The sequence below is a fragment of the Telluria sp. ZB4P34 genome (assembly GCF_059686055.1).
Genome location: NZ_JCASIF010000001.1, coordinates 691442 through 710983 on the forward strand (window position 1 = coordinate 691442; position 19542 = coordinate 710983).

17 protein-coding genes are annotated in these 19542 nt (G+C 66.9%); 8 read left to right on the top strand and 9 right to left on the bottom strand.

The annotated features are described in order from the left end of the window. Window positions 1-14 precede the first annotated feature (14 nt). Entirely contained in the window at window positions 15-2027 is a 2013-nt protein-coding gene (gene yoaA / locus AC56KL_RS03085; protein WP_497178949.1) for a DNA repair helicase YoaA, read from the bottom strand. 113 nt (window positions 2028-2140) lie between these two features. Then, a complete protein-coding gene (locus AC56KL_RS03090; protein WP_027867157.1) occupies window positions 2141-2341 on the bottom strand; it encodes a YdcH family protein in 201 nt (66 codons plus the stop codon). Between the two features lie 192 nt (window positions 2342-2533). Between AC56KL_RS03090 and AC56KL_RS03095 the strand changes: the two genes are divergently transcribed. Beyond that, complete coding sequence (locus tag AC56KL_RS03095; RefSeq protein WP_497178666.1) at window positions 2534-3328, top strand: PP2C family protein-serine/threonine phosphatase; 795 nt, start codon at window positions 2534-2536, stop codon at window positions 3326-3328. Between the two features lie 230 nt (window positions 3329-3558). Here AC56KL_RS03095 and AC56KL_RS03100 read toward each other — a convergent pair whose 3' ends face one another. From AC56KL_RS03100 to AC56KL_RS03125, 6 genes are all read right to left on the bottom strand, one after another. Next, window positions 3559-4254: a hypothetical protein gene (locus AC56KL_RS03100; protein WP_497178667.1), complete on the bottom strand. Its 696-nt coding sequence runs from the start codon at window positions 4252-4254 to the stop codon at window positions 3559-3561. Window positions 4255-4268: 14 nt separating this feature from the next. Further along, window positions 4269-5366 (bottom strand): cell division protein ZapE, encoded by a 1098-nt coding sequence (gene zapE / locus AC56KL_RS03105; RefSeq protein ID WP_497178668.1) that lies wholly within the window; start codon window positions 5364-5366, stop codon window positions 4269-4271. A gap of 218 nt (window positions 5367-5584) precedes the next feature. Then, on the bottom strand, window positions 5585-7018 hold the full coding sequence (gene lpdA, locus AC56KL_RS03110) for a dihydrolipoyl dehydrogenase (RefSeq protein ID WP_497178669.1): 1434 nt from the start codon (window positions 7016-7018) through the stop codon (window positions 5585-5587). Window positions 7019-7046: 28 nt separating this feature from the next. Continuing rightward, the gene (locus AC56KL_RS03115) at window positions 7047-7442 is read right to left on the bottom strand and encodes a PspC domain-containing protein (RefSeq protein ID WP_497178670.1); all 396 of its coding nucleotides are present in this window, start codon (window positions 7440-7442) and stop codon (window positions 7047-7049) included. 105 nt (window positions 7443-7547) lie between these two features. Beyond that, window positions 7548-8822: a 2-oxoglutarate dehydrogenase complex dihydrolipoyllysine-residue succinyltransferase gene (gene odhB / locus AC56KL_RS03120; RefSeq protein ID WP_497178671.1), complete on the bottom strand. Its 1275-nt coding sequence runs from the start codon at window positions 8820-8822 to the stop codon at window positions 7548-7550. A 75-nt stretch (window positions 8823-8897) separates the two neighbouring features. Further along, window positions 8898-11753, bottom strand: a complete 2856-nt coding sequence (locus AC56KL_RS03125) for a 2-oxoglutarate dehydrogenase E1 component (protein ID WP_497178672.1) — start codon at window positions 11751-11753, stop codon at window positions 8898-8900. Window positions 11754-12067: 314 nt separating this feature from the next. On the opposite strand from AC56KL_RS03125, the gene AC56KL_RS03130 reads away from it, so the two are divergent. Genes AC56KL_RS03130 through AC56KL_RS03150 form a run of 5 tightly spaced genes read left to right on the top strand, consistent with a single transcriptional unit; the run spans window position 12068 to window position 16469 of the window. Beyond that, complete coding sequence (locus AC56KL_RS03130) at window positions 12068-12715, top strand: PepSY-associated TM helix domain-containing protein (RefSeq protein ID WP_497178673.1); 648 nt, start codon at window positions 12068-12070, stop codon at window positions 12713-12715. Between the two features lie 45 nt (window positions 12716-12760). Further along, window positions 12761-13264 (top strand): DUF2271 domain-containing protein, encoded by a 504-nt coding sequence (locus AC56KL_RS03135; protein ID WP_497178674.1) that lies wholly within the window; start codon window positions 12761-12763, stop codon window positions 13262-13264. An 18-nt stretch (window positions 13265-13282) separates the two neighbouring features. Next, on the top strand, window positions 13283-14098 hold the full coding sequence (locus AC56KL_RS03140) for a DUF4198 domain-containing protein (RefSeq protein ID WP_497178675.1): 816 nt from the start codon (window positions 13283-13285) through the stop codon (window positions 14096-14098). 23 nt (window positions 14099-14121) lie between these two features. Beyond that, a complete protein-coding gene (locus AC56KL_RS03145) occupies window positions 14122-15126 on the top strand; it encodes an FAD:protein FMN transferase (RefSeq protein ID WP_497178676.1) in 1005 nt (334 codons plus the stop codon). Further along, window positions 15123-16469: a sulfite reductase subunit alpha gene (locus AC56KL_RS03150; RefSeq protein WP_497178677.1), complete on the top strand. Its 1347-nt coding sequence runs from the start codon at window positions 15123-15125 to the stop codon at window positions 16467-16469. Before AC56KL_RS03145 ends, AC56KL_RS03150 begins: the two co-directional genes overlap by 4 nt. Before the next feature lie 135 nt (window positions 16470-16604). Here the strand turns inward: AC56KL_RS03150 and AC56KL_RS03155 are convergent, their stop codons facing one another. Continuing rightward, window positions 16605-16970, bottom strand: coding sequence for a KGG domain-containing protein (locus AC56KL_RS03155; protein ID WP_497178678.1), 366 nt, complete (start codon window positions 16968-16970; stop codon window positions 16605-16607). Window positions 16971-17237: 267 nt separating this feature from the next. Here AC56KL_RS03155 and AC56KL_RS03160 point away from each other — a divergent pair, with 267 nt between their 5' ends. Both AC56KL_RS03160 and AC56KL_RS03165 read left to right on the top strand, forming a co-directional pair. After that, a complete protein-coding gene (locus AC56KL_RS03160) occupies window positions 17238-18866 on the top strand; it encodes an ATP-binding protein (protein WP_497178679.1) in 1629 nt (542 codons plus the stop codon). Continuing rightward, a complete protein-coding gene (locus tag AC56KL_RS03165) occupies window positions 18863-19528 on the top strand; it encodes a response regulator (RefSeq protein WP_497178680.1) in 666 nt (221 codons plus the stop codon). Before AC56KL_RS03160 ends, AC56KL_RS03165 begins: the two co-directional genes overlap by 4 nt. Window positions 19529-19542: the final 14 nt, after the last annotated feature.

Sequence of the window (19542 nt, forward strand, 5' to 3'; positions counted from 1 at the left end):
CGGTAACCGGTACGTCAGGCGTTCAGGTCCGCCGCATCCGCAATCGTCCCCGGCTGGAAAAACTCGATCACATCCGCCTGCACCCGCGTGCGCTTGAACGGCGGCAGGCTTTGCCAGATGCGCCGGCCGTAGGGCTTGGTGATGATGCGCGGATCGCAGATCATCAGCACCCCGCGATCGTCCACGTCGCGGATCAGGCGTCCCGCCCCCTGCTTGAGGGTGATGATCGCTTCCGGCAGCTGGTGGTGCATGAAGCCGTTCAGCCCCTGCTTTTCCATCACCTCGATCCGCGCGGCCAGCACCGGGTCGTCCGGTGGCGCGAACGGGAGCTTGTCGATGATGACCAGGGACAGCGCCTCGCCGCGCACGTCGACGCCTTCCCAGAAACTCTGGCTTCCCACCAGCACGGCATTGCCGGCATTACGGAAGGAATCGAGCAGTTCGGTACGCCCACGCTCGCCCTGCACGAACAGCGGGAAATCCAGCCCGCGCGCGGCGAACTCCTCGCGCAGGCGCTCCGCTACCTTGTTGACGGCACGAATCGTCGTGCACAGGAAAAAGGTACGTCCGCCCGCCGCCTCGATCACCGGCAGCGCCATGTCGACGCAGGCGTCGGTGTACTGGAAGGAATTCGGTTCCGGCAAGCCGGTCGGCACGTACAGGATGCCCTGCTCGCCGTAGTTGAACGGACTCGGCCAGGTCATGGCAGGCTCGCCCGTCAGGCCCATCTGGTCGGAGAAATGCTTGAAGTCGTTCTTCACCGCCAGCGTCGCCGAGGTGAAGATCCAGCTGCGCGGCGTCCCTTCGCGCTGGCTGGAAAAGATCGGGGCCACCGACAGCGGCGTCTTGTGCAGCTGCAGCGAGGAATTGAAGGCCTCGACCCACAACACGGCGGCCTCCTCGCCCGGCACCGCCTTCGCTTTTTTCGCATCCGGCTTCCAGGCGTCGAAGGCGGCGCTGAGCTCGTGCGCGCGCAGGCGGCAGGCCTCGATCGTCTCGGCGCGCGCGGAATGCTCTTCCAGCACGGTGATCATGTCGGACAGCTCTTCCTTCAGTTTTTCGAGGGCCGGGAAGAAACTCGACGTCGGCAGGATCTGCGGCAGCGACAGGCGGGTGCCGCCTTCCGGGAAGCTCAGGCGCAGGTCGCGCGCGGCCTTTTCGACCACGGTGACGACCTTGGCCCAGTCCGGTCCGCGCGCATGCGCCAGGCCCTCGGCCAGCACGTCGCGGCACAGCTCGAGCACCTGCGAGGTCGAGACCGACTGGCCGAAGAACAGCGTGGCCGTGTCCGGCAGCTGGTGCGCTTCGTCGAAGATGATGGTGTTGGCCGAGGGCAGCAGCTCGGCCACGCCGGTATCCTTCAAGGCCACATCGGCGAAGAACAGGTGGTGGTTGACCACCACCACGTCGGCCTGTTGCGCTTCCCGGCGCGCCTTCATCACGAAGCAGTCCTGGTAATACTGGCACTCGGCCCCCATGCAGCTGTCGCGGGTCGAGGTGACGAGGTTCCAGACCGTGGCCGTCTCCGGCACCTTCGCCAGCTCGGCCTTGTCGCCCGAGTTGGTCATCTTGATGAAGCGCGAGATCTCGCGCAGGTGGCCGACGTCGTCGCGCGAGGTCAGGCGCCCGTTGTTCAGGGTGCGTTCCAGGTGGAAGTGGCAGACGTAGTTCGAGCGGCCCTTGAGCAGCGCCACCGAGACCGGCGCGCGCAAGGCGGCGCGGATGGTCGGGATGTCGCGCAGGAACAATTGGTCCTGCAGGTTCTTGGTGCCGGTCGAGATGATGGTCTTGCCGCCCCATAGCAAGGCGGGCACGAGGTAGGCGAAGGTCTTGCCCGTACCGGTACCGGCCTCGGCCATCAGGACTTTCTGCCCGTCGATCGCCGCGGCGATGGCCTTGGCCATTTCCGTCTGGGCCTGGCGCGGCTTGTAGGTGCCGACATTGGGCGCGAGCGGGCCTCCCGCCCCGAACAGGCGGTCGAGCTCGTCGTCGTATTTACCCGCGGGACGGGCGCTGGCCGGAAGCACGTCGCCTGCCGATGCACCAGGCGCCGCGTCCGCCGGCTCGGCGGTGACACCGGGAACAGGGAGATGGTCGGTCAACTGTCTGTTTCTTTAAAACGCTGGCCTTGGCGCGGCAATCAGGCCGGGATATCGGGCACCAGCTGCATCTTCAGCAGCGTAATATGATCCTTGAGCTGCAGCTTACGCTTTTTCAAACGGCGCAGCTGGAGCTGGTCGGCATGGCCGTCCGCGGCCAGCATCGAAATGACGGCATCGAGGTCGCGATGTTCCACGTCGAGTTCAATGATGCGGCGCTGGATGTCCTGGACGTCGGTCATGGTGGCTGTTCCAAACAGTTCTGTACAAGGCGTTTGCGGGGAGCGTGGGTCGTGGCGCCGCCGGTCAGGGGCGCGAAATGCCTGGCCGGCTGTGTTCGGCTTGCAACACCACGGCTTCTCGGTGCATAGTTTAATCTACGCTGAGGTTGCCGCCAACAAAGATTGGCGCGGGCGCTACTGAAATAAAGGTTTATGACAACATACAAGATCGAGGCGGGAACCGCGCAGCACATCGGGAACCGCCCGCAGCAGAACGACCGGGTGACCCTGCTCACCGGCGCCCGCGCGCCCGGTTACGTGCTGGCCGTGCTGTCAGATGGCATCGCCGGCGCCGCGGGGTCAAGCCAGGTGCTGCACACGGCGCGCCAGGTCTTCGACGAATTCAAGCCGGGCGACCACCCCAGCATCGAGCGGCTCGGCCAGCTGCTGCAGGACATCGTCAGCGAAACCCATCTCGTCATTAAAATGAACGCCGTGGCCACGCAGGCGGAAGCACATGCAAGCTTCGTCGGCCTGCTGCTGAGCCCGCACGGCGAGGCGGTGTGGGGCCACGTTGGCGACTCGCGCCTGTACCGCTTCCAGAACGGCAAGTGCATGGCCCGCACGGGCGACGCCGCCTATGTGCAGCACCTGATGGCCAGCGAAAAGCTGCCGGAAGACGCGGCCAGGAATCACCGCAAGTCGAAGCTGCTGCTCAATGTGATGGGCAACAGCCGCAAGGAGCCCTTCGTGACCATCGACAGCCATGCCGGGCTGGCGGAGGGAGACGTCTTCCTGCTGGCCTCGGATGGCTTGTGGCACTTCTTTACGGATGCCGAACTGGCGGCGGTGACGGGCAAGGCGACGCCGCGCCAGGCGTCGGAGATGCTCATCAACAAGGCCGGGGAGCGCTCGCAGGGCAAGGGTGGAAATTGTTCGATGGCGATCGTGAAGCTGGTCAAGGCGGCGCAGGAGGGCCTGGCGGGGGCCGTGGGACGGGTGGTGTAAAGGCCGCCAACCTGCCCTTACACCTTTGACGTCAATACGTCATTCCGGCGAAGGCCGGAATCCAATTCTTTCACGTCGTGCCTGCGCTTGCGCGCCCCTGCTACTGTGACGCCACCAACCTGGGCTGGCCAATGCCGGTGGCATTGCCCCGGCCTTCGCCGGGACGATGTGCCAAGGGTGCGGACTGACGGGGCCTGTTGCACAGTCCGCAGACCGCAACACCTTGCCAATTACTTCCCGGCCGTCCCCTTCGCCTTCGCTTCCTCCGCCCGGCGCGCCGCCGCCTTCGCCTCGCGCTCGGTCACGCGCTGTGCGACTTCCCTCTGCTTCTGCTCCGACTTGCGCTTGCGCTCCTCGAACGCACGGGCGTTCTGCGCCGCCCTGGCCGCTTCGGCCGGGGCACGGGCCGCTTCTTCCTGGGTCTTGGCAGTGCGGCGCGCCATGCGCGACGCGGCCGGCGAGGGTTTCGGCGGCGGCAGCTCGCTCACGTCGCGCACGGCCGGCGGTGGTTCGGCGGCCAGGCGCGCTTCCTCGGCCTGGTACTGGGCTTGCGCAGCGGCGATCTCGCGATCGCGCTCGTCGACCTTGCTGCGGCGCTTGAAGCGCTCGGCCTCGATCTCGATGTTGCGCTGGGCGGCCAGGGCCACCCGGCGGCGCTCTTTCGCTTCGTCCAGGCAGTTGTTTACAAAAAATTTCTCGTAGCAGAGCACTTCGCGTTCGGCGAAGCGCGCCTCGATGGCAGTGCGTTCCACGGCCACGGCGGCCAGGCGCGCGTCGGCCTGCGCGACCGAGGTGGTGGGATCCACCGCGTCCACCGAAGGGCCCGGCTCGACGCTGGCGCAGGCGGCCAGCGCCGCAGCGATGGCAACTGCGGCGGCTGCGGCGATGCTGCGGCGGGCGGCGCGCATGAGGGGATGACTCGTCATGGTTTCCTTTCGCTTCAGGCGATGGCGTCCGCCGCACCGCGGCGCTCGGCCAGCATGTACTCGCGCGACTGCATTTCAATGATACGCGAGACGGTACGGTGGAATTCGTTCGCCAGCATACCTTGCGTGTACAGCTCTTCCGGCTCCACCGCCGCCGACATGATCAGCTTGACCTTGTGGTCGTAGAGCACGTCGATCAGCCAGGTGAAGCGGCGCGCCTCCGACGACTGCCCGGCCGACATGGCAGGGATGCCGGACAGGACCACCGTATGGAAGCGCGAGGCCAGTTCCAGGTAATCGTTCTGCGAACGCGGGCCCCCGCACAGGGTGGCGAAGTCGAACCAGATCACGCCGCCCGCGCGGCGCAGGGCGCGGATCTCGCGGTTCTCGATGTGGACGATCGGGCTCTCGTCCGCCGTATCGGCCACCTTGGCGTAGGCGTCGCGCAGCTTCTGGTCGGACGCGGCGTTGAGCGGCATGTAATAGGCCTGGACCTGCTCGAGCGCGCGCTTGCGGTAGTCGTTGCCGGCGTCGACGTTGAGGACATCCAGCTTTGCCTGCAGCAGCGCGATGGTCGGCAGCATGCGGTCGCGGTGCAGGCCGTCCGGGTAGAGCGTCGAGGGCTCGTAGTTCGAGGTCATCACGAAGCTCACGCCGTTGTCGAACAGGGCCTTGAGCAGGTTGTACAGGATCATGGCGTCGGCGATGTCCGAGACGTGGAACTCGTCGAAGCAGATCAGGCGGTATTTTTTGGCGATGCGCCTGGCCACTTCGTCGAGCGGATCGGCCACGCCTTTCAGCTCGTCCAGTTGACCGTGCACGGCGCGCATGAACTCGTGGAAGTGCAGGCGCGTCTTGCGCACCACCGGCACCACCGAATAGAACGAGTCCATCAGGAAGGACTTGCCGCGCCCTACGCCGCCCCACATGTACACGCCCTTCGGCACGTCCGGGCGGTTGATGAGGCGCTTGAAAGCGGACGACCGCTGGGCCTTGTAGTGGACCCAGTCGTCGTACGCCTGCTGCAGGCGCGCTACCGCGGCCGCCTGGGCGGGGTCGGAGGTGAAACCGCGCTCGGTCAGCGCGTGCTGGTAATACTCTTGGACGTTCATGATGATGATCTTACGTGGCACGAAACGTGGATAACGCCGCGTGCGGTGATGCTGTTAACGTAGGGTGGGCGGGGCATTTCAGGCCGGTGGCCTGAAATGCAAACGCCCGTGCGTGCTAGGCACAGGCGTTTGCCACGGAGCGGGCCGGCATACGTGATTTGAACGCGCGGGCGGGAGACCCGCCCACCCTACAAAAGCGCGATGTGCTTCTACTGCTTTTAGAAGTTCAGCGAACGCTTGTCCACCGCCAGCGCCGCTTCCTTCACGGCTTCCGACAGCGACGGGTGCGCGTGGCAGATGCGGGCGATGTCTTCCGACGAGGCCTTGAATTCCATCGCGACGACGGCTTCCGAGATCAGCTCCGAGGCCACCGGGCCGACGATGTGCACGCCCAGGATTTCGTCGGTCGTGGCATCGGCCAGGAACTTCACCATGCCCGAGGTATCGCCCAGCGCGCGCGCACGGCCGTTGGCCATGAACGGGAAGGTGCCGGCCTTGTACGACACGCCTTCGGCCTTCAGTTGCTGCTCGGTCTTGCCGACCCAGGCGATTTCCGGCGAGGTGTAGATGACCCAGGGGATGGTGTTGAAGTTGACGTGGCCGTGCTGGCCGGCGATGCGCTCGGCAACCGCGACGCCCTCTTCTTCCGCCTTGTGCGCCAGCATCGGGCCGCGCACGACGTCGCCCACCGCCCACACGCCCGGCAGGCTGGTGCGGCACTCGTCGTCCACCACCACAAAGCCGCGCTCGTCCAGCTGCAGGCCGACGCTCTCGCCGTTCAGGCCGTTGGTGTTCGGCACGCGACCGATCGAGATGATCAGGCGATCAAACGTAGCGGTCTGCTCGGCGCCGCTCGAATCGGCGTAATTGACGGTGACACTGTTCTCGCCCTTGGTGATCGCGCCGATCTTGCAGCCCAGGCTGATCTTCAGGCCCTGCTTGGTGAACAGCTTGTGCGCTTCCTTGGCGATCTGCTCGTCGACCGCGCCCAGGAAGGTCGGCAGGCCTTCCAGCACGGTGACGTCCGCACCGACGCGGCGCCACACCGAGCCCATTTCCAGGCCGATGACGCCGGCGCCGATCACGCCGAGTTTACCCGGCACGGCATTGATCGCCAGTGCGCCTTCGTTCGACAGGATCAGCTTCTCGTCGAACTCCGCGCCCGGCAGCTGGCGTGCGTTGGAACCGGTCGCCACGACCACATTCCTGGCGGTCAGGGTATCGGTGGTCGGGCCGCTCACGTTGATGGTGTAGCCACCGTCGGTCTTGCCGGCGAACGAACCATGGCCGTGGAAGAAGCTGACCTTGTTCTTCTTGAACAGGAACAGGATGCCGTCGTTGTTCTGCTTGACGATGGTGTCCTTGCGCTTGAGCATGGTCGGCAGGTCGAGTTCCAGGCCGCCGACCTTGATGCCGTGGTCGGCAAAGGCGTGGCCGGCGTGCTCGAAGTGCTCCGACGACTGCAGCAGCGCTTTCGACGGGATGCAGCCGACATTGGTGCAGGTGCCGCCCGGGGCCGGCTTGCCGGCCGCGTTGCTCCACGCGTCGATACAGGCGGTCTTGAAGCCCAGCTGCGCTGCGCGGATGGCGGCAATGTAGCCGCCGGGGCCGCCGCCGATCACGACGACGTCGAATTGTTTCTCGTTACTCATGAATAGCTTCCTTGCTTGGTTTGCTGCGTTATTCTTCTGGGACAAAGATCCACAGCGCCAGATAGGCCAGTGCCCCGACTCCGGAGGTCACCAGGGTGAGCAGGACGAACACCAGGCGCCAGGCATAGATGTCCATGCCGAATTCCGCGCTCAGGGCGCCGCAGACGCCGGCCAGCCAGCGGTCGCGGCGCGTGCGGCGCATGGCGCGCAGCTTGGCCTCGAAGCTGCCGGGCGGCGGGCCGAAGCCGGAGCCGGCACCGTTGAAGCTGGAATCGGAGCTGGAACCGGAGCCGGTCCTGCCTTCCTTGTCCAGGTTCACCCGCTCGCTGGCCAGGACTTTCGCCTTGGCCTGCTCGAATTCGGCGTCGCTCAGCGCGCCGGCTTGGTGCAACTCGTGCAAACGCCGGATTTCATCAGAGATCATGGCTGCCCTCACTATGTTCGCGGACACGCCGCGCGTGCCCATCTGCTGCTGTGTCGGCGGGCCTGCCGTTGCCGGCAGGCCCGCGCCGCACTACGGTGCCGCCGATTACAGGTCGAGCAGCAGGCGTGCCGGATCTTCCAGCGCGTCCTTCATGGCCACCAGGCCCAGCACGGCTTCGCGGCCGTCGATGATGCGGTGGTCGTACGACATGGCCAGGTAGTTCATCGGACGGATGACGATCTGGCCATTTTCCACCACGGCGCGGTCCTTGGTGGCGTGCACGCCCAGGATGGCCGACTGCGGCGGGTTGATGATCGGGGTCGACAGCATCGAGCCGAACACGCCGCCGTTCGAGATCGAGAAGGTACCGCCGTTCAGGTCTTCCAGGGTCAGCTTGCCGTCCTTGGCTTTCTGGCCGAATTCGCCGATCTTCTTCTCGATCTCGGCGATCGACATCTGGTCGGCGTTGCGCAGGATCGGCACCACCAGGCCGCGCGGCGAACCGACGGCGATACCGATGTCGAAGTAGCCGTGGTAGACGATGTCGTTACCGTCGACCGAGGCGTTCAGGATCGGGTACTTCTTCAGTGCGGCGACGGCGGCCTTGACGAAGAAGGACATGAAGCCCAGCTTGACGCCGTGCTCTTTCTCGAACTTGTCCTTGTACTTGTTGCGCAGGTCCATGACCGGCGCCATGTTCACCTCGTTGAAGGTGGTCAGGATGGCGTTGGTCTGCTGGGACTGCAGCAGGCGCTCGGCGATTCGGGCGCGCAGGCGGCTCATCGGCACGCGCTCTTCCGGACGATCGCCCAGGTTGGCGACCGGGGCCGACACTTGCTGGAGTGCCGGCTTCGCTGCCGGCGCAGAGGCTTGGGCGGCCGGAGCGCCGGCCGGCTTGTTGGCGACAGCGGCCAGGGCGTCGCCCTTGGTCACGCGGCCGTCGCGGCCGGTGCCGGTGGCATCGGCCGCGCTCATGTTGTTGTCGGCCAGGATCTTGGCGGCGGCCGGCATGGCGACATCGCCTTTCGAGCCGGCCGGCGCGCCGGCGGTGGCCGCTGCGGCCGGCGCGGCGGCCGGGGCTTCAGGAGCCGGCTGCACCGGCGCCGAGCGCACTGCGACCGGGCTGGTCTGTGCCGAGGCTTCGGTATCGATGATCGCGATGACTTCGCCGGCCACCACGGTGGCGCCGTCGCCCTTGATCAGCTGCACGATCACGCCGGCGCCCGGGGCCGGCAGTTCCAGGACCACCTTGTCGGTCTCGATGTCGATCATGTTTTCGTCGCGATCAACCTGCTCGCCGACTTTCTTGTGCCAGGACAGCAAGGTCGCCTCGGCAACCGATTCCGACAGTTGGGGGACCTTGACTTCGATTTGTGCCATTTGATGTAGCTCCGTTTTATGTATTCTGTATGCGAGGGCCCCAGGCCTTGGCCCGGGGCTGTGGTGTTTTTTTTCTTACTTGGTCAGGATGAAGCCCTTCAACTTCGAGAACGCAATTTCCAGCAATTCCTTCTGCTGCGCCACATGCTTGTCGGCATAGCCCACCGCAGGGGACGCCGATGCCGCACGGCCCGCATAGGACAGGCGCTGGCCGGCTTCCATGCTTTCGAAGATGTTGTGCTGGATCTGGAACCACGGACCCTGGTTCTGCGGCTCGTCCTGCACCCAGACCACCTCGGTCGCATTCGGGAACTTCTTCAGCTCGGCCGCGAACGACTTGTGCGGGAACGGGTACATCTGTTCGATACGAATGATCGCGACGTCGCTGACGCCACGCGTCTTGCGGGCGTTGCACAGGTCGTAGTAGACCTTGCCCGAACAAACCTGCACGCGCTTGACCTTGCTGGCGTCGATCTTGTCGTCGCATTCGCCGATGACGGTCTGGAAGCCGCCCTTGGCCAGGTCGGTCAGCGGCGAGCCGGCGTCCTTGTTACGCAGCAGCGACTTCGGCGTGAAGATCACCAGCGGCTTGCGGAACTGGCGCACCATCTGGCGGCGCAGCAGGTGGAAGATCTGCGCGGCCGTGGTCGGCTGCACCACTTGCATGTTGTTGTCGGCGCACAGCTGCAGGAAGCGCTCGATACGTGCCGACGAGTGCTCCGGACCCTGGCCTTCGTAGCCATGCGGCAGCATCATGACCAGGCCCGAAGCGCGGCCCCACTTCACTTCGCCCGAGGCGATGAACTGGTCGATCACGACCTGGGCGCCGTTGACGAAGTCGCCGAACTGGGCTTCCCAGATGGTCAGCGTGTTCGGCTCGGCGGTCGAGTAGCCGTATTCAAAGCCCAGCACCGCTTCTTCCGACAGCACCGAGTCGATCACGGTGAAGTCGGCCTGGTTGTCCGAGACATTGGCCAGCGGCAGGTAGATGCCCTGGTCCCAGCGCTCGCGGTTCTGGTCGTGCAGCACGGCGTGGCGGTGCACGAAGGTGCCGCGGCCGGCGTCCTGGCCCGACAGGCGGATCGCATAGCCCGATGCCAGCAGCGTCGCGAAGCCCAGGTGCTCGCCCATGCCCCAGTCGAGGTTCATCTCGCCGCGGCCCATGGTGGCGCGGTCGTTCAGGACCTTCTCGACCAGCGAGTGCGGCTTGAAGCCTTCCGGCACCTTGGTGATGCGTTCGGCCAGCCGCTTGAGCTCGGCCATCGGCACGGAGGTGTCGCATGCGTCGGTCCACTTCTTGTTCAGGAACGGCGCCCAGTCGACGGCGTACTTGCCCTTGAAGTTGGTCAGCACCGGATCGTTGGTGTGCTTGCCTGCATCCATCGCGGCGCGGTACTCGGCCACCAGCTGGTCGCCGGTCTCCGGCGGCACGGTGCCCTGCGCCGACAGCTTCTCGGCATACAGCTTGCGGGTGCCAGGGTGCTTGGCGATCTTCTTGTACATCAGCGGCTGGGTCAGGGCCGGGGTGTCCTGCTCGTTGTGGCCCAGCTTGCGGTAGCAGACGATGTCCACGACCACGTCCTTGCCGAATTCGGTGCGGTAGTCCATCGCGATCTGCGATGCCATCACGACCGCTTCCGGATCGTCGGCGTTCACGTGCAGCACCGGCGCCTCGATCATCTTGACGACGTCCGAGCAGTAGATGGTCGAACGGGCGTCGCGCGGGTCCGAGGTGGTGAAGCCGATCTGGTTGTTGATGACGATGTGGACGGTGCCGCCGGTGCCGTAGCCGCGGGTCTGGGCCAGGTTCAGGGTTTCCATGACCACGCCCTGGCCGGCGAAGGCCGCGTCGCCGTGCACCAGGATCGGCAGCACTTCCTTGCCCTTGCGGTCGCCGCGCCGCTGCATGCGCGCCTTGACCGAACCTTCGACCACCGGGTTGACGATCTCGAGGTGGGAAGGGTTGAAAGCAAGCGACAGGTGGACCGGGCCGCCCGGGGTCGAGATGTCGCTCGAGAAGCCCTGGTGGTATTTCACGTCGCCCGCCGGCAGGTCGTCGGCGTGCTTGCCCTCGAATTCTTCGAACAGGTCGGCCGGGCTCTTGCCCAGGGTGTTGACCAGCACGTTCAGGCGGCCGCGGTGGGCCATGCCGATCACGATTTCCTGCACGCCTTTTTCACCGGCGCGCTGGATGACTTCGTCGATCGAGGCGATGAAGGATTCGCCGCCTTCCAGCGAGAAACGCTTGGCGCCGACGTACTTGGTGTGGAGGTAGCGCTCCAGGCCTTCGGCCGCGGTGAGGCGCTCGAGGATATGCTTTTTCTTGTCGGCACTGAAGGTCGGGGTCGAGCGGATCGACTCCAGGCGTTCCTGCAGCCAGCGCTTTTCCGCCGGATCGCTGATGTACATGAACTCAGCGCCGATCGAACGGCAGTAGGTGTCGCGCAGCCAGTTCAGGATGTCGCGCAGGGGCGCGGTTTCCTTGCCGAAGTAGGTATTGCTGATGTTGAAGACGGTGTCGAGGTCCGCTTCGGTGAAGCCATAGAAGCTCGGGTCGAGTTCCGGCAGCGGCGGACGTTCCTGGCGCTGCAGCGGGTCGAGGTTGGCCCAACGCGAGCCGAGGTAGCGGTAGGCAGCGATCAGCTGGGTGACGGCCACGCGCTTGCGGCCCATCTCCGGGTCTGACGAGGCGCTGATGGTGCGGATCGGGCCCTGCTTCGCGCGTTCGGCGAACGACGCGATGACCGACGAGTGCACCACGTCGGAACGGCTGGAACCGTCCACGGCCGGCACATGCTGCATCTGGTCGAAATAGGCGCGCCAGTTTTCCGGGACCGAGCCCGGATTGTTCAGGTACGCTTCGTATAACTCTTCCACGTAGGGCGCATTACCGCCGAACAGGTACGAGTTCGCATTCTGTTGCTGCATCATTCTTGCTCACCTTTCTTCGCGCTTCGCGAGTATGGGGCGGGTTGGGATAACCTTCCGCGACACGGCCTGACCGGTTAGCGGATCGCACTTACTTCTCAAGTTGTGGGGAAGGACGTATATCTATGGCAAAAAGCGAGGCACACAGGCGTCCTGCAGCCTTTTAGCGCACAACATTGTAACGCAAGCTTTCAAGCAAGACAGACCCTCGGGCGAGAAATGTTTTATTTCTATTTGTAAAAGCCACAAGGGCGGTTGACCGCTTAAATGATAATCGTTATCATTTGATGATGAGCTCAACTGGACCGACCACTTCCATGCAACCTGTCGCACCGGTCAACGCCCTGCCGGGCGCGCGCCGCGCCGTTTACCTGAAGCAGCTGCATCAGTGGCACTGGATCAGCTCGGCCATCTGCCTGATGGCCATGCTGCTGTTCAGTTTTACCGGATTCACCCTGAACCACGCGGCCCAGATCGAGGCCAAGCCGGAAGTGACGCGCCTCAAGGCCACCCTGCCGGAGCCGCTGCGCGCCCAGCTGGAAGGTTTTGCTGCCGAGCACGTCGATGCCGAAGTGCCGCTGCCGAGCGAGATCGCGGACTGGGCCAACGGCGCCTTCCCGGTCGACGTACGCGGCAAGCGCGCCGAGTGGAGCGAGGAAGACGCCTATGTCGCTCTGCCCCGCCCGGGCGGCGACGCCTGGCTGCGCATCGCCGTCGATGGCGCGGCCGAATACGAGGCCACCTCGCGCGGCTGGATCTCCTGGCTGAACGACCTGCACAAGGGCCGCAACACGGGCGTCGTGTGGAGCTGGTTCATCGACATCTTCGCGATCGCCTGCGTCGTCTTTTGCATCACCGGCTTCCTGATCCTGAAATACCACGCGGCCAAGCGGCCCTCGACCTGGCCCGTGGTCGGCTTCGGCGTCGTGCTGCCGGCCCTGATCGCGCTGCTCTTCATCCATTAACTATTTGCTTATCTTCTAGTTACCCATCATTTATAAGGCGATCTAATGAAACTGTCTCACTCGCTCGCACTGACCCTGCCGCTGGCATCCGGCTGGGCCATGGCCGCCGACCTGTCCGTGAAGTTCGAACTGCCGCAATTGCAGGTGGCCGAGTACCACAAGCCCTACGTGGCGATCTGGATCGAGAAGGGCGACGGCGCCGTCGCGTCCAACCTGGCCGTGCTGTACGACGTCAAGAAGAAGGACAACGGGGGCGAGAAGTGGGTCAAGGACATGCGCACCTGGTGGCGCAAGGGCGGCAAGGACATCAAGCTGCCGATGGATGGCCTGAGCGGCGCGACCAGGGCGGCCGGCGCCCACACCATGAACTTCGCCGGCGCGCTGGCCAAGCTGCCGGCCGGCGACTACAAGCTGGTGGTGGAAGCGGCGCGCGAAGCAGGCGGCCGCGAGCTGGTGCGGGTGCCCTTCACCCTGCCCGCCAAGGGCAAGCTGGCGGCGAATGCCAAAGGCAAGGAAGAACTCGGCCAGGTTGCGATCGCCGTCCAATAACAAGCACAGGAGACCACCATGAACCACCTCGTCAAGAAGACCGTCCTGACCCTGGCCCTGGCCAGCCTGTCCTTCGCTGCCAGCGCCCACCGCGGCTGGATGCTGCCCTCCACCAGCTTCATCGAGAAGCAGGAAGCCTGGGTCACCATCGACGGCGCGATCTCGGAAGGCCTGTTCGAATTCGACCACGTGCCGCTGCGCATGGATGGCGTGGCCGTCACCGATCCTGAAGGCGCTACCTACCCGGCCACGGGCGCCGTACTCGGCAAGCTGCGCTCGACCCTCGACCTGCGCCTGCCGAAGGACGGCACCTACCGCATCGCGCTGGTATCGAACAACGTGATGGGCAGCTACAAGCTGAACGGCGAAGAGAAGCGCTTCCGCGGTACCGAGGCGAGTGTAGCCAAGGAGATCCCGGCCGGCGCCACGGACGTGAGGAAGGCAAGCACCCATGCCCGGATGGAGACCTTTGTTACCGCCAACAAGCTGTCGACCGGCGCCTTGAAGCCGAGCGGCGAAGGCCTGGAACTGGTGCCGGTCACCCACCCGAACGACCTGCGCGCCGGCGAGACCGCGACATTCCGCTTCCAGCTGGACGGCAAGCCGCTGCCGAACTTCCCGTTCTCGCTGGTGCCGGCCGGCGTCAAGTTCCGCGGCACCATCAACGAGATCCGCCTGGTCACCGACGCCAGGGGCGAAGCCAGCTTCACCCTGCCGGCGCCGAACCGCTACTGGATGAGCGCCAAGTTCCCGGCCGATGCCGGCAAGGGGCCGGGCGAGCCGGGTTCGCGCCGCTACGCGTATTCCGCCACCCTCGAGATCCTGCCGGAATAAACGGGAAGGCGAGGGTAATAAAAGTGCGCGACGTCCTGGTTCCGCTCACCATCGACCTGGGCCTGCCTCCGGGCGGGAGCAGGCTGTGCAAGGTGTCAGGACGTTCGATGGGCACGACCTGGTCGGCCTCGATGCTGGTACCGCCAGCCGTCACGGCCGACCTCGAGACGGCCCTGCAGCGCGAGCTGGACGACATCGTCGCGCAGATGAGCCATTGGGAGGAAAGTTCCCTGCTGTCGCGCTACAACCTCGCGCCCGGCGGCAGCTGGCATGCGCTGCCGCCGCAATTCTTCGAGGTGGCCGATTTCGCGCTGCAAGTCCACGAAGACACAGCCGGCGCCTACGACCCGGCTGCCGGAGCGCTGGTCGGCTTGTGGGGATTCGGCCCGAGCGGGCGCCACGACGGGCCCGGGTTCCGGCCGCCGTCTCCCGCCGAGCTCACCGACGCCCTGGCGCGGCGCGCGAACGCCACCCCGCAGCTCGACCGCAGCGCGCGCCGGCTGCTGCAGCCGGGCGGCGCCATCCTCGATTTCTCCTCGATCGCCAAGGGCTACGGCGTCGACCGCCTCGGCCTGTGCCTGGAACGCCTCGGCGTGCGCCATTACCTGGTCGAGGTCGGCGGCGAGCTGCGCGGCGCCGGCGTGAAGCCCGACGGGGAGCCGTGGTGGGTCGAGATCGAAGGGGTTCCCGGCGCGGCCTCCGGTCCGCAGGCCGTGGTGGCCCTGCACGGCCTGGCCATCGCTACCTCGGGCGACTACCGCAGCTACTTCGACAGCGGCGCGCAGCGCGCCTCGCACACGCTCGATCCGCGCAGCGGCCAGCCGGTCGCCAACGGCGTCGCCTCGTGCACGGTGGTGGCCGGCACCTGCATGGTGGCCGACGCGCTGTCCACCGCGCTCACCGTGATGGGGGTCGAGGCGGGCGTCGCGTTTGCCGACGCGCGCGGCATCGCCGGGCGCTACCTGGTCCGCCACGAAGGCGGCCTGCTGGAACACACGAGCGCGGCCTGGCGCGAACTGCTGCAATGATGATCACCATCGATCCGGTGCGCTGGGGCGGCGCGCTCGCCCTCTCCGGCGGCTACCTGGCGATGTGCCTGGCGATCTGGCGCGCCCGGGCCAGTGCGCGCACGGGCGCAGACATGGGCGAGGCCGACTGGCTGGTGGTCCACGCCAGCCAGACCGGCAGCGCCGAATACCTGGCCGAACAGACCGCGGCGACGCTGCGCACGGGCGGTTTGTCGGCGCGCGCAATCTGCATGTCGCGGTTCGACGCGCACGCGCTGTCCGGCAACAGCCGTGTCCTGTTCGTCGCCAGCACCTATGGCGAAGGCGACGCGCCCGACACCGGCGCGCGCTTCGCCGGCGCAGCCATGGAGTCGGCGCCCGAGCTCTCGCACCTGCACTACGCCGTGCTGGCGCTGGGCGACAGCAGTTATGCCAACTACTGCGGCTTCGGGCGCGCGCTCGACGCCTGGCTGGCCGCGCACGGCGCCACCGCCCTGTTCGAGCGCATCGACGTCGACCGCGGCAGCCCGGCCGCCTTGAGCGCCTGGCAGCATCACATCGGCCGCCTGGCCGGCACCAGCGACGCACCGGACTGGGAAGCGCCAGGCTACGGCGAATGGCGCATCGCCGAGCGCCAGCTGGCCAACCCGGGCAGCGCCGGCGCCCCGCTCTACCGCATCGCCCTCGTTCCGCTCCATGCCGCGCTGCCGTCATGGGAAGCGGGCGACCTGGCGCAGCTGAGCGCACCGGGCGACCCGGACCATCCGCGCGAATACTCGATCGCCTCGCTGCCCTCGGAGGGCCGCCTGGCCCTGCTGGTGCGCCTGCAGCGGCGCGAGGATGGAAGCCCGGGCGCCGCCTCCGGCTGGCTGTGCGAGGGTGCAAGGGCGGACGACACGATCCGGCTGCGCGTCCGTTCGCACGCGCGCTTCCGCCTGGGCGACAATGCCGCGCGTCCGCTGATCGCGATCGGCAACGGCAGCGGCCTGGCCGGCCTGCGCGCGCTGCTCAAGGCGCGCATCGAGGCGGGCCATGGCGACAACTGGCTGCTGTTCGGCGAACGCAATGCCGCGCACGACTTCCTGTGCCGCGACGAGCTGCAGGGATGGCTGGCGACGGGCAGCCTGGCGCGCCTCGACCTGGCTTTCTCGCGTGATGGCGGCAACGTGCGCTACGTGCAGCACCTGGTGGATGAACATGCAGAAGAAGTGCGCGGCTGGATCGCGCGCGGCGCGGCGATCTATGTGTGCGGCAGCCTGCAGGGGATGGCGGGCGGCGTGCACGACGCGCTGGCCGGGGTGCTGGGTGCCGAGCAGCTCGATGCGCTTGCGGCCGAGGGCCGCTACCGCAGGGATGTGTATTAGGTAGGGTGGTCGGCTTCGCCGACCGCGCGTCCAGGCGCCCGATGAATTGACGTTTCCGTATGATCACCCATGGTTTGAACGCGCGGTTGGCATAGCGTGGTCCAGTCCACTGGACTGGACCACGCCTATACCCGCTTACTTGTCTTTCTTGTTGCTCTGCGCGCCAGCCCGTGCATGCTGCTCGGGCGAACCGCCTTGCACGCCGGCGCTGGCCTGGTTGCCGCCACGGCCGCCGCCTTGCCCTTCCTGCTTGCCGCCGCGGCCGCCACCGCTTTGCTGGTTGCCTCCGCCCCCGCCGTGGCTCAGTGAACCGGCGCGGCGTGCTTCTTCCGACGTGAACTCATGCGCGTTGCCCGACGCATGGGCGGCGCGGCCGCCTTCGCTGGCGATCTCGCGCTGGCGTTCCGGATCCATCGACGCGAAACCGCGCTTGCTGGTGTCGGCGCTCTGCTGGTTGCCGCCCTGCTTGCCTTTGTTGCCGCCTTGGTTGTTCGATGCCATTTTGCCTCCTGTGTATTTCAAAAAGCATCAGCCGAAGTGGCTGAGACAGGCCCATCCTGACCATGGCGGTACATGCGGACTACCCAAACTCGGCAACAATCGTGTAGGACATGAACTTGCCCACGAGCGGCGTCCCGTCCGTCAAACAGGGAGAAACGGATTCGCGCATGTAGAATTCCCTACGCCTCGAGAATGAGATGCAGGTTCGTTTCGGTTTTTGAAAAACAAATTTTCTTTTGCCTTGTAGTCCTACGCTGACCAGACATTGTGAAATTATCCATCGGCCATCGGCTCTTCCTCTCGGTCCTGCTCGCCATCCTCGCGGTGGCGGCGAGCGCCGTGTACCTGCTGCGCCAGAACGTGCTGGCCGGTTTCGGCGACTACGCGGTCGGCATCGAACTCGACCGCCTTGACGAACTGTCGGGCGCGCTCGCGGGGCGCTACCGCGCCCAGGGCGGCTGGAACTTCTTGCCGCCAGATGACGAACGGCGCGGCTGGATAGCGCGCGAACTGGTGCGCCTGCAGGACGCGCGCCGCCAGCGCATCCTGACCGTGGCGCCGGTTCCGGAAGCGCCGGACGCGCCCGGCGCGGCCGATGCGCCCGAAGCGCCGCCCGCGCCGCCCGCGCGCCCAATGGGGGCGGTTGCGCCAACGGCAGCCGGTATCACGGCTGTCGCACCGGCCCCGCCGGCGCCCCCTGCTCCGCCGGCGCCACCGGCTCCACCGGCGATGCCGCTGCCGGCCATGCCGCTCGACACCCCGAGCGCGGACGGCGTCACCTACGACCTGCACCAGCGCGTCACCCTGCTCGACGCCAAGGGCAACTACCTGGCGGGGCGACCGGTGCAGGAGTCCGCAGCCCTGCCGCTCGCGCGCCGCCCGATCGTGGTGGAGGGCGGCACGGTCGGCTTCCTCGGCGTGGCGCGCAGCCACCGGCCGAGCGACGCCATGGCCCTCGCCTTCCTGGAACAGTTGCGCAGCAGCCTGTGGGCGATCCTGGCCATGGCGGTGGCGCTGAGCGCGCTCGCCGCGGTGCTGCTGGCGCGCCACTTCCGTCAGCCTATCCGGCAGTTGGCCGAGGGCGCCGGCGCGCTCGCGGGCGGCCACTACGAGGTGCGCCTGCCGGACACGCGCAGCGACGAACTGGGCGAACTAGCGCGCCACTTCAACGCGCTGGCCCAGCAGCTCGCCAGCGCCGAAAGCGCGCGCCGCCAGTGGGTGGCCGATACCTCGCACGAGCTGCGCACCCCGCTCGCGGTGCTGCGCGCCCAGCTCGAGGCAGTGCAGGACGGCGTGCGCGGCGCCACGCCCGACACTTTCGACGCCATGCTGCGCCAGGTGCTGGCCCTGAACAAGCTGATCGACGAGCTGTACGCGCTGGCGCGCGCCGACGTGGGCGCGCTCGACTGCAAGCCGGTTCCGCTCGACCTGTGGCAGTTCGCCACCACCCACGCTCAGGGTTTCGCCGGACGCCTGCAGGTTGCCGGGCTGGCGCTGGAATGCGGCCCTTCGCCCGCACAGGCGATGGTGCTGGCCGATCCCGACCGCCTGCGCCAGGTGCTCGACAACCTGTTCGAGAACAGCCTGCGCTATACCGCGCCGGGCGGCCGCATCCGCCTGCAGGCGCATGCCGGCGCCGACCGCGTCCAGCTCGTGCTGGACGACAGCGCGCCCGGCGTGCCGGACGATGCGCTGGCGCGCCTGGGGGAACGCTTCTTCCGCGTCGATGCTTCGCGCAGCCGCGCCCACGGCGGCGCCGGACTCGGGCTGGCGCTGTGCTGCCGCCTGGCCGAGGCGCAGGGCGGCAGCCTCGCCTTCGCCCATGCGCCGCTCGGGGGCCTGCGCGTGACGCTGGCGCTGCCGGCAGCAGAAGGGATGAAAGGAGACGCCGCATGAGCCAGGCCATCATGATCGTCGAGGACGAACCTGAGCTGGCCGCGCTGGTGGCCGACTACGCGCGCGCCGCCGGCTACGCGCCGCTGGTCGTCGGCGACGGCCGCGCGGCCCTGGACGCGATCCGCGCCGACCCGCCCGCGCTGGTCGTGCTCGACCTGATGCTGCCCGGAATGGACGGCCTGTCGCTGTGCCGCGCGCTGCGCGCGTTCAGCGAACTGCCGGTGATCATGGTGACGGCACGGGTCGAGGAAATCGACCGCCTGCTCGGCCTGGAAGCCGGCGCTGACGACTACCTGTGCAAGCCCTTCAGCCCGCGCGAGCTGATGGCGCGCATCAAGGCGATCCTGCGCCGGACGGGCGCGGCGGCCGCGCCGGCACGCGCGCTGTCGGTCGACGAGACGGCGCGGCGCGCCGTGCTCCACGGCCAGCCGCTCGACCTGACGCCGAGCGAATTCGCGATCCTGGCGGCGCTGGCCCGCCGTCCGGGACAGGTGTTCTCGCGCGCCCAGCTGCTCGATGCGGCGCGTGCCGACAGCCTGGACGCCACCGACCGCGCCATCGACAGCCACATCAAGAACCTGCGGCGCAAGCTCGATGCGGCGGCGCCGGGGGTCGAGGCGATCCGCTCCATCTACGGGCTCGGTTACCGCTGCGACCTGTAGACCCGGCAAGGGCG

Coding starts and splice junctions, on each gene's coding strand:
- AC56KL_RS03090 (WP_027867157.1), bottom strand. CDS start 2,341: ATGACCGACGTCCAGGACATCCAGCGCCGCATCATTGAACTCGACGTG.
- AC56KL_RS03095 (WP_497178666.1), top strand. CDS start 2,534: ATGACAACATACAAGATCGAGGCGGGAACCGCGCAGCACATCGGGAAC.
- AC56KL_RS03100 (WP_497178667.1), bottom strand. CDS start 4,254: ATGACGAGTCATCCCCTCATGCGCGCCGCCCGCCGCAGCATCGCCGCA.
- zapE (WP_497178668.1), bottom strand. CDS start 5,366: ATGAACGTCCAAGAGTATTACCAGCACGCGCTGACCGAGCGCGGTTTC.
- lpdA (WP_497178669.1), bottom strand. CDS start 7,018: ATGAGTAACGAGAAACAATTCGACGTCGTCGTGATCGGCGGCGGCCCC.
- AC56KL_RS03115 (WP_497178670.1), bottom strand. CDS start 7,442: ATGATCTCTGATGAAATCCGGCGTTTGCACGAGTTGCACCAAGCCGGC.
- odhB (WP_497178671.1), bottom strand. CDS start 8,822: ATGGCACAAATCGAAGTCAAGGTCCCCCAACTGTCGGAATCGGTTGCC.
- AC56KL_RS03125 (WP_497178672.1), bottom strand. CDS start 11,753: ATGATGCAGCAACAGAATGCGAACTCGTACCTGTTCGGCGGTAATGCG.
- AC56KL_RS03130 (WP_497178673.1), top strand. CDS start 12,068: ATGCAACCTGTCGCACCGGTCAACGCCCTGCCGGGCGCGCGCCGCGCC.
- AC56KL_RS03135 (WP_497178674.1), top strand. CDS start 12,761: ATGAAACTGTCTCACTCGCTCGCACTGACCCTGCCGCTGGCATCCGGC.
- AC56KL_RS03140 (WP_497178675.1), top strand. CDS start 13,283: ATGAACCACCTCGTCAAGAAGACCGTCCTGACCCTGGCCCTGGCCAGC.
- AC56KL_RS03150 (WP_497178677.1), top strand. CDS start 15,123: ATGATGATCACCATCGATCCGGTGCGCTGGGGCGGCGCGCTCGCCCTC.
- AC56KL_RS03155 (WP_497178678.1), bottom strand. CDS start 16,970: ATGGCATCGAACAACCAAGGCGGCAACAAAGGCAAGCAGGGCGGCAAC.
- AC56KL_RS03165 (WP_497178680.1), top strand. CDS start 18,863: ATGAGCCAGGCCATCATGATCGTCGAGGACGAACCTGAGCTGGCCGCG.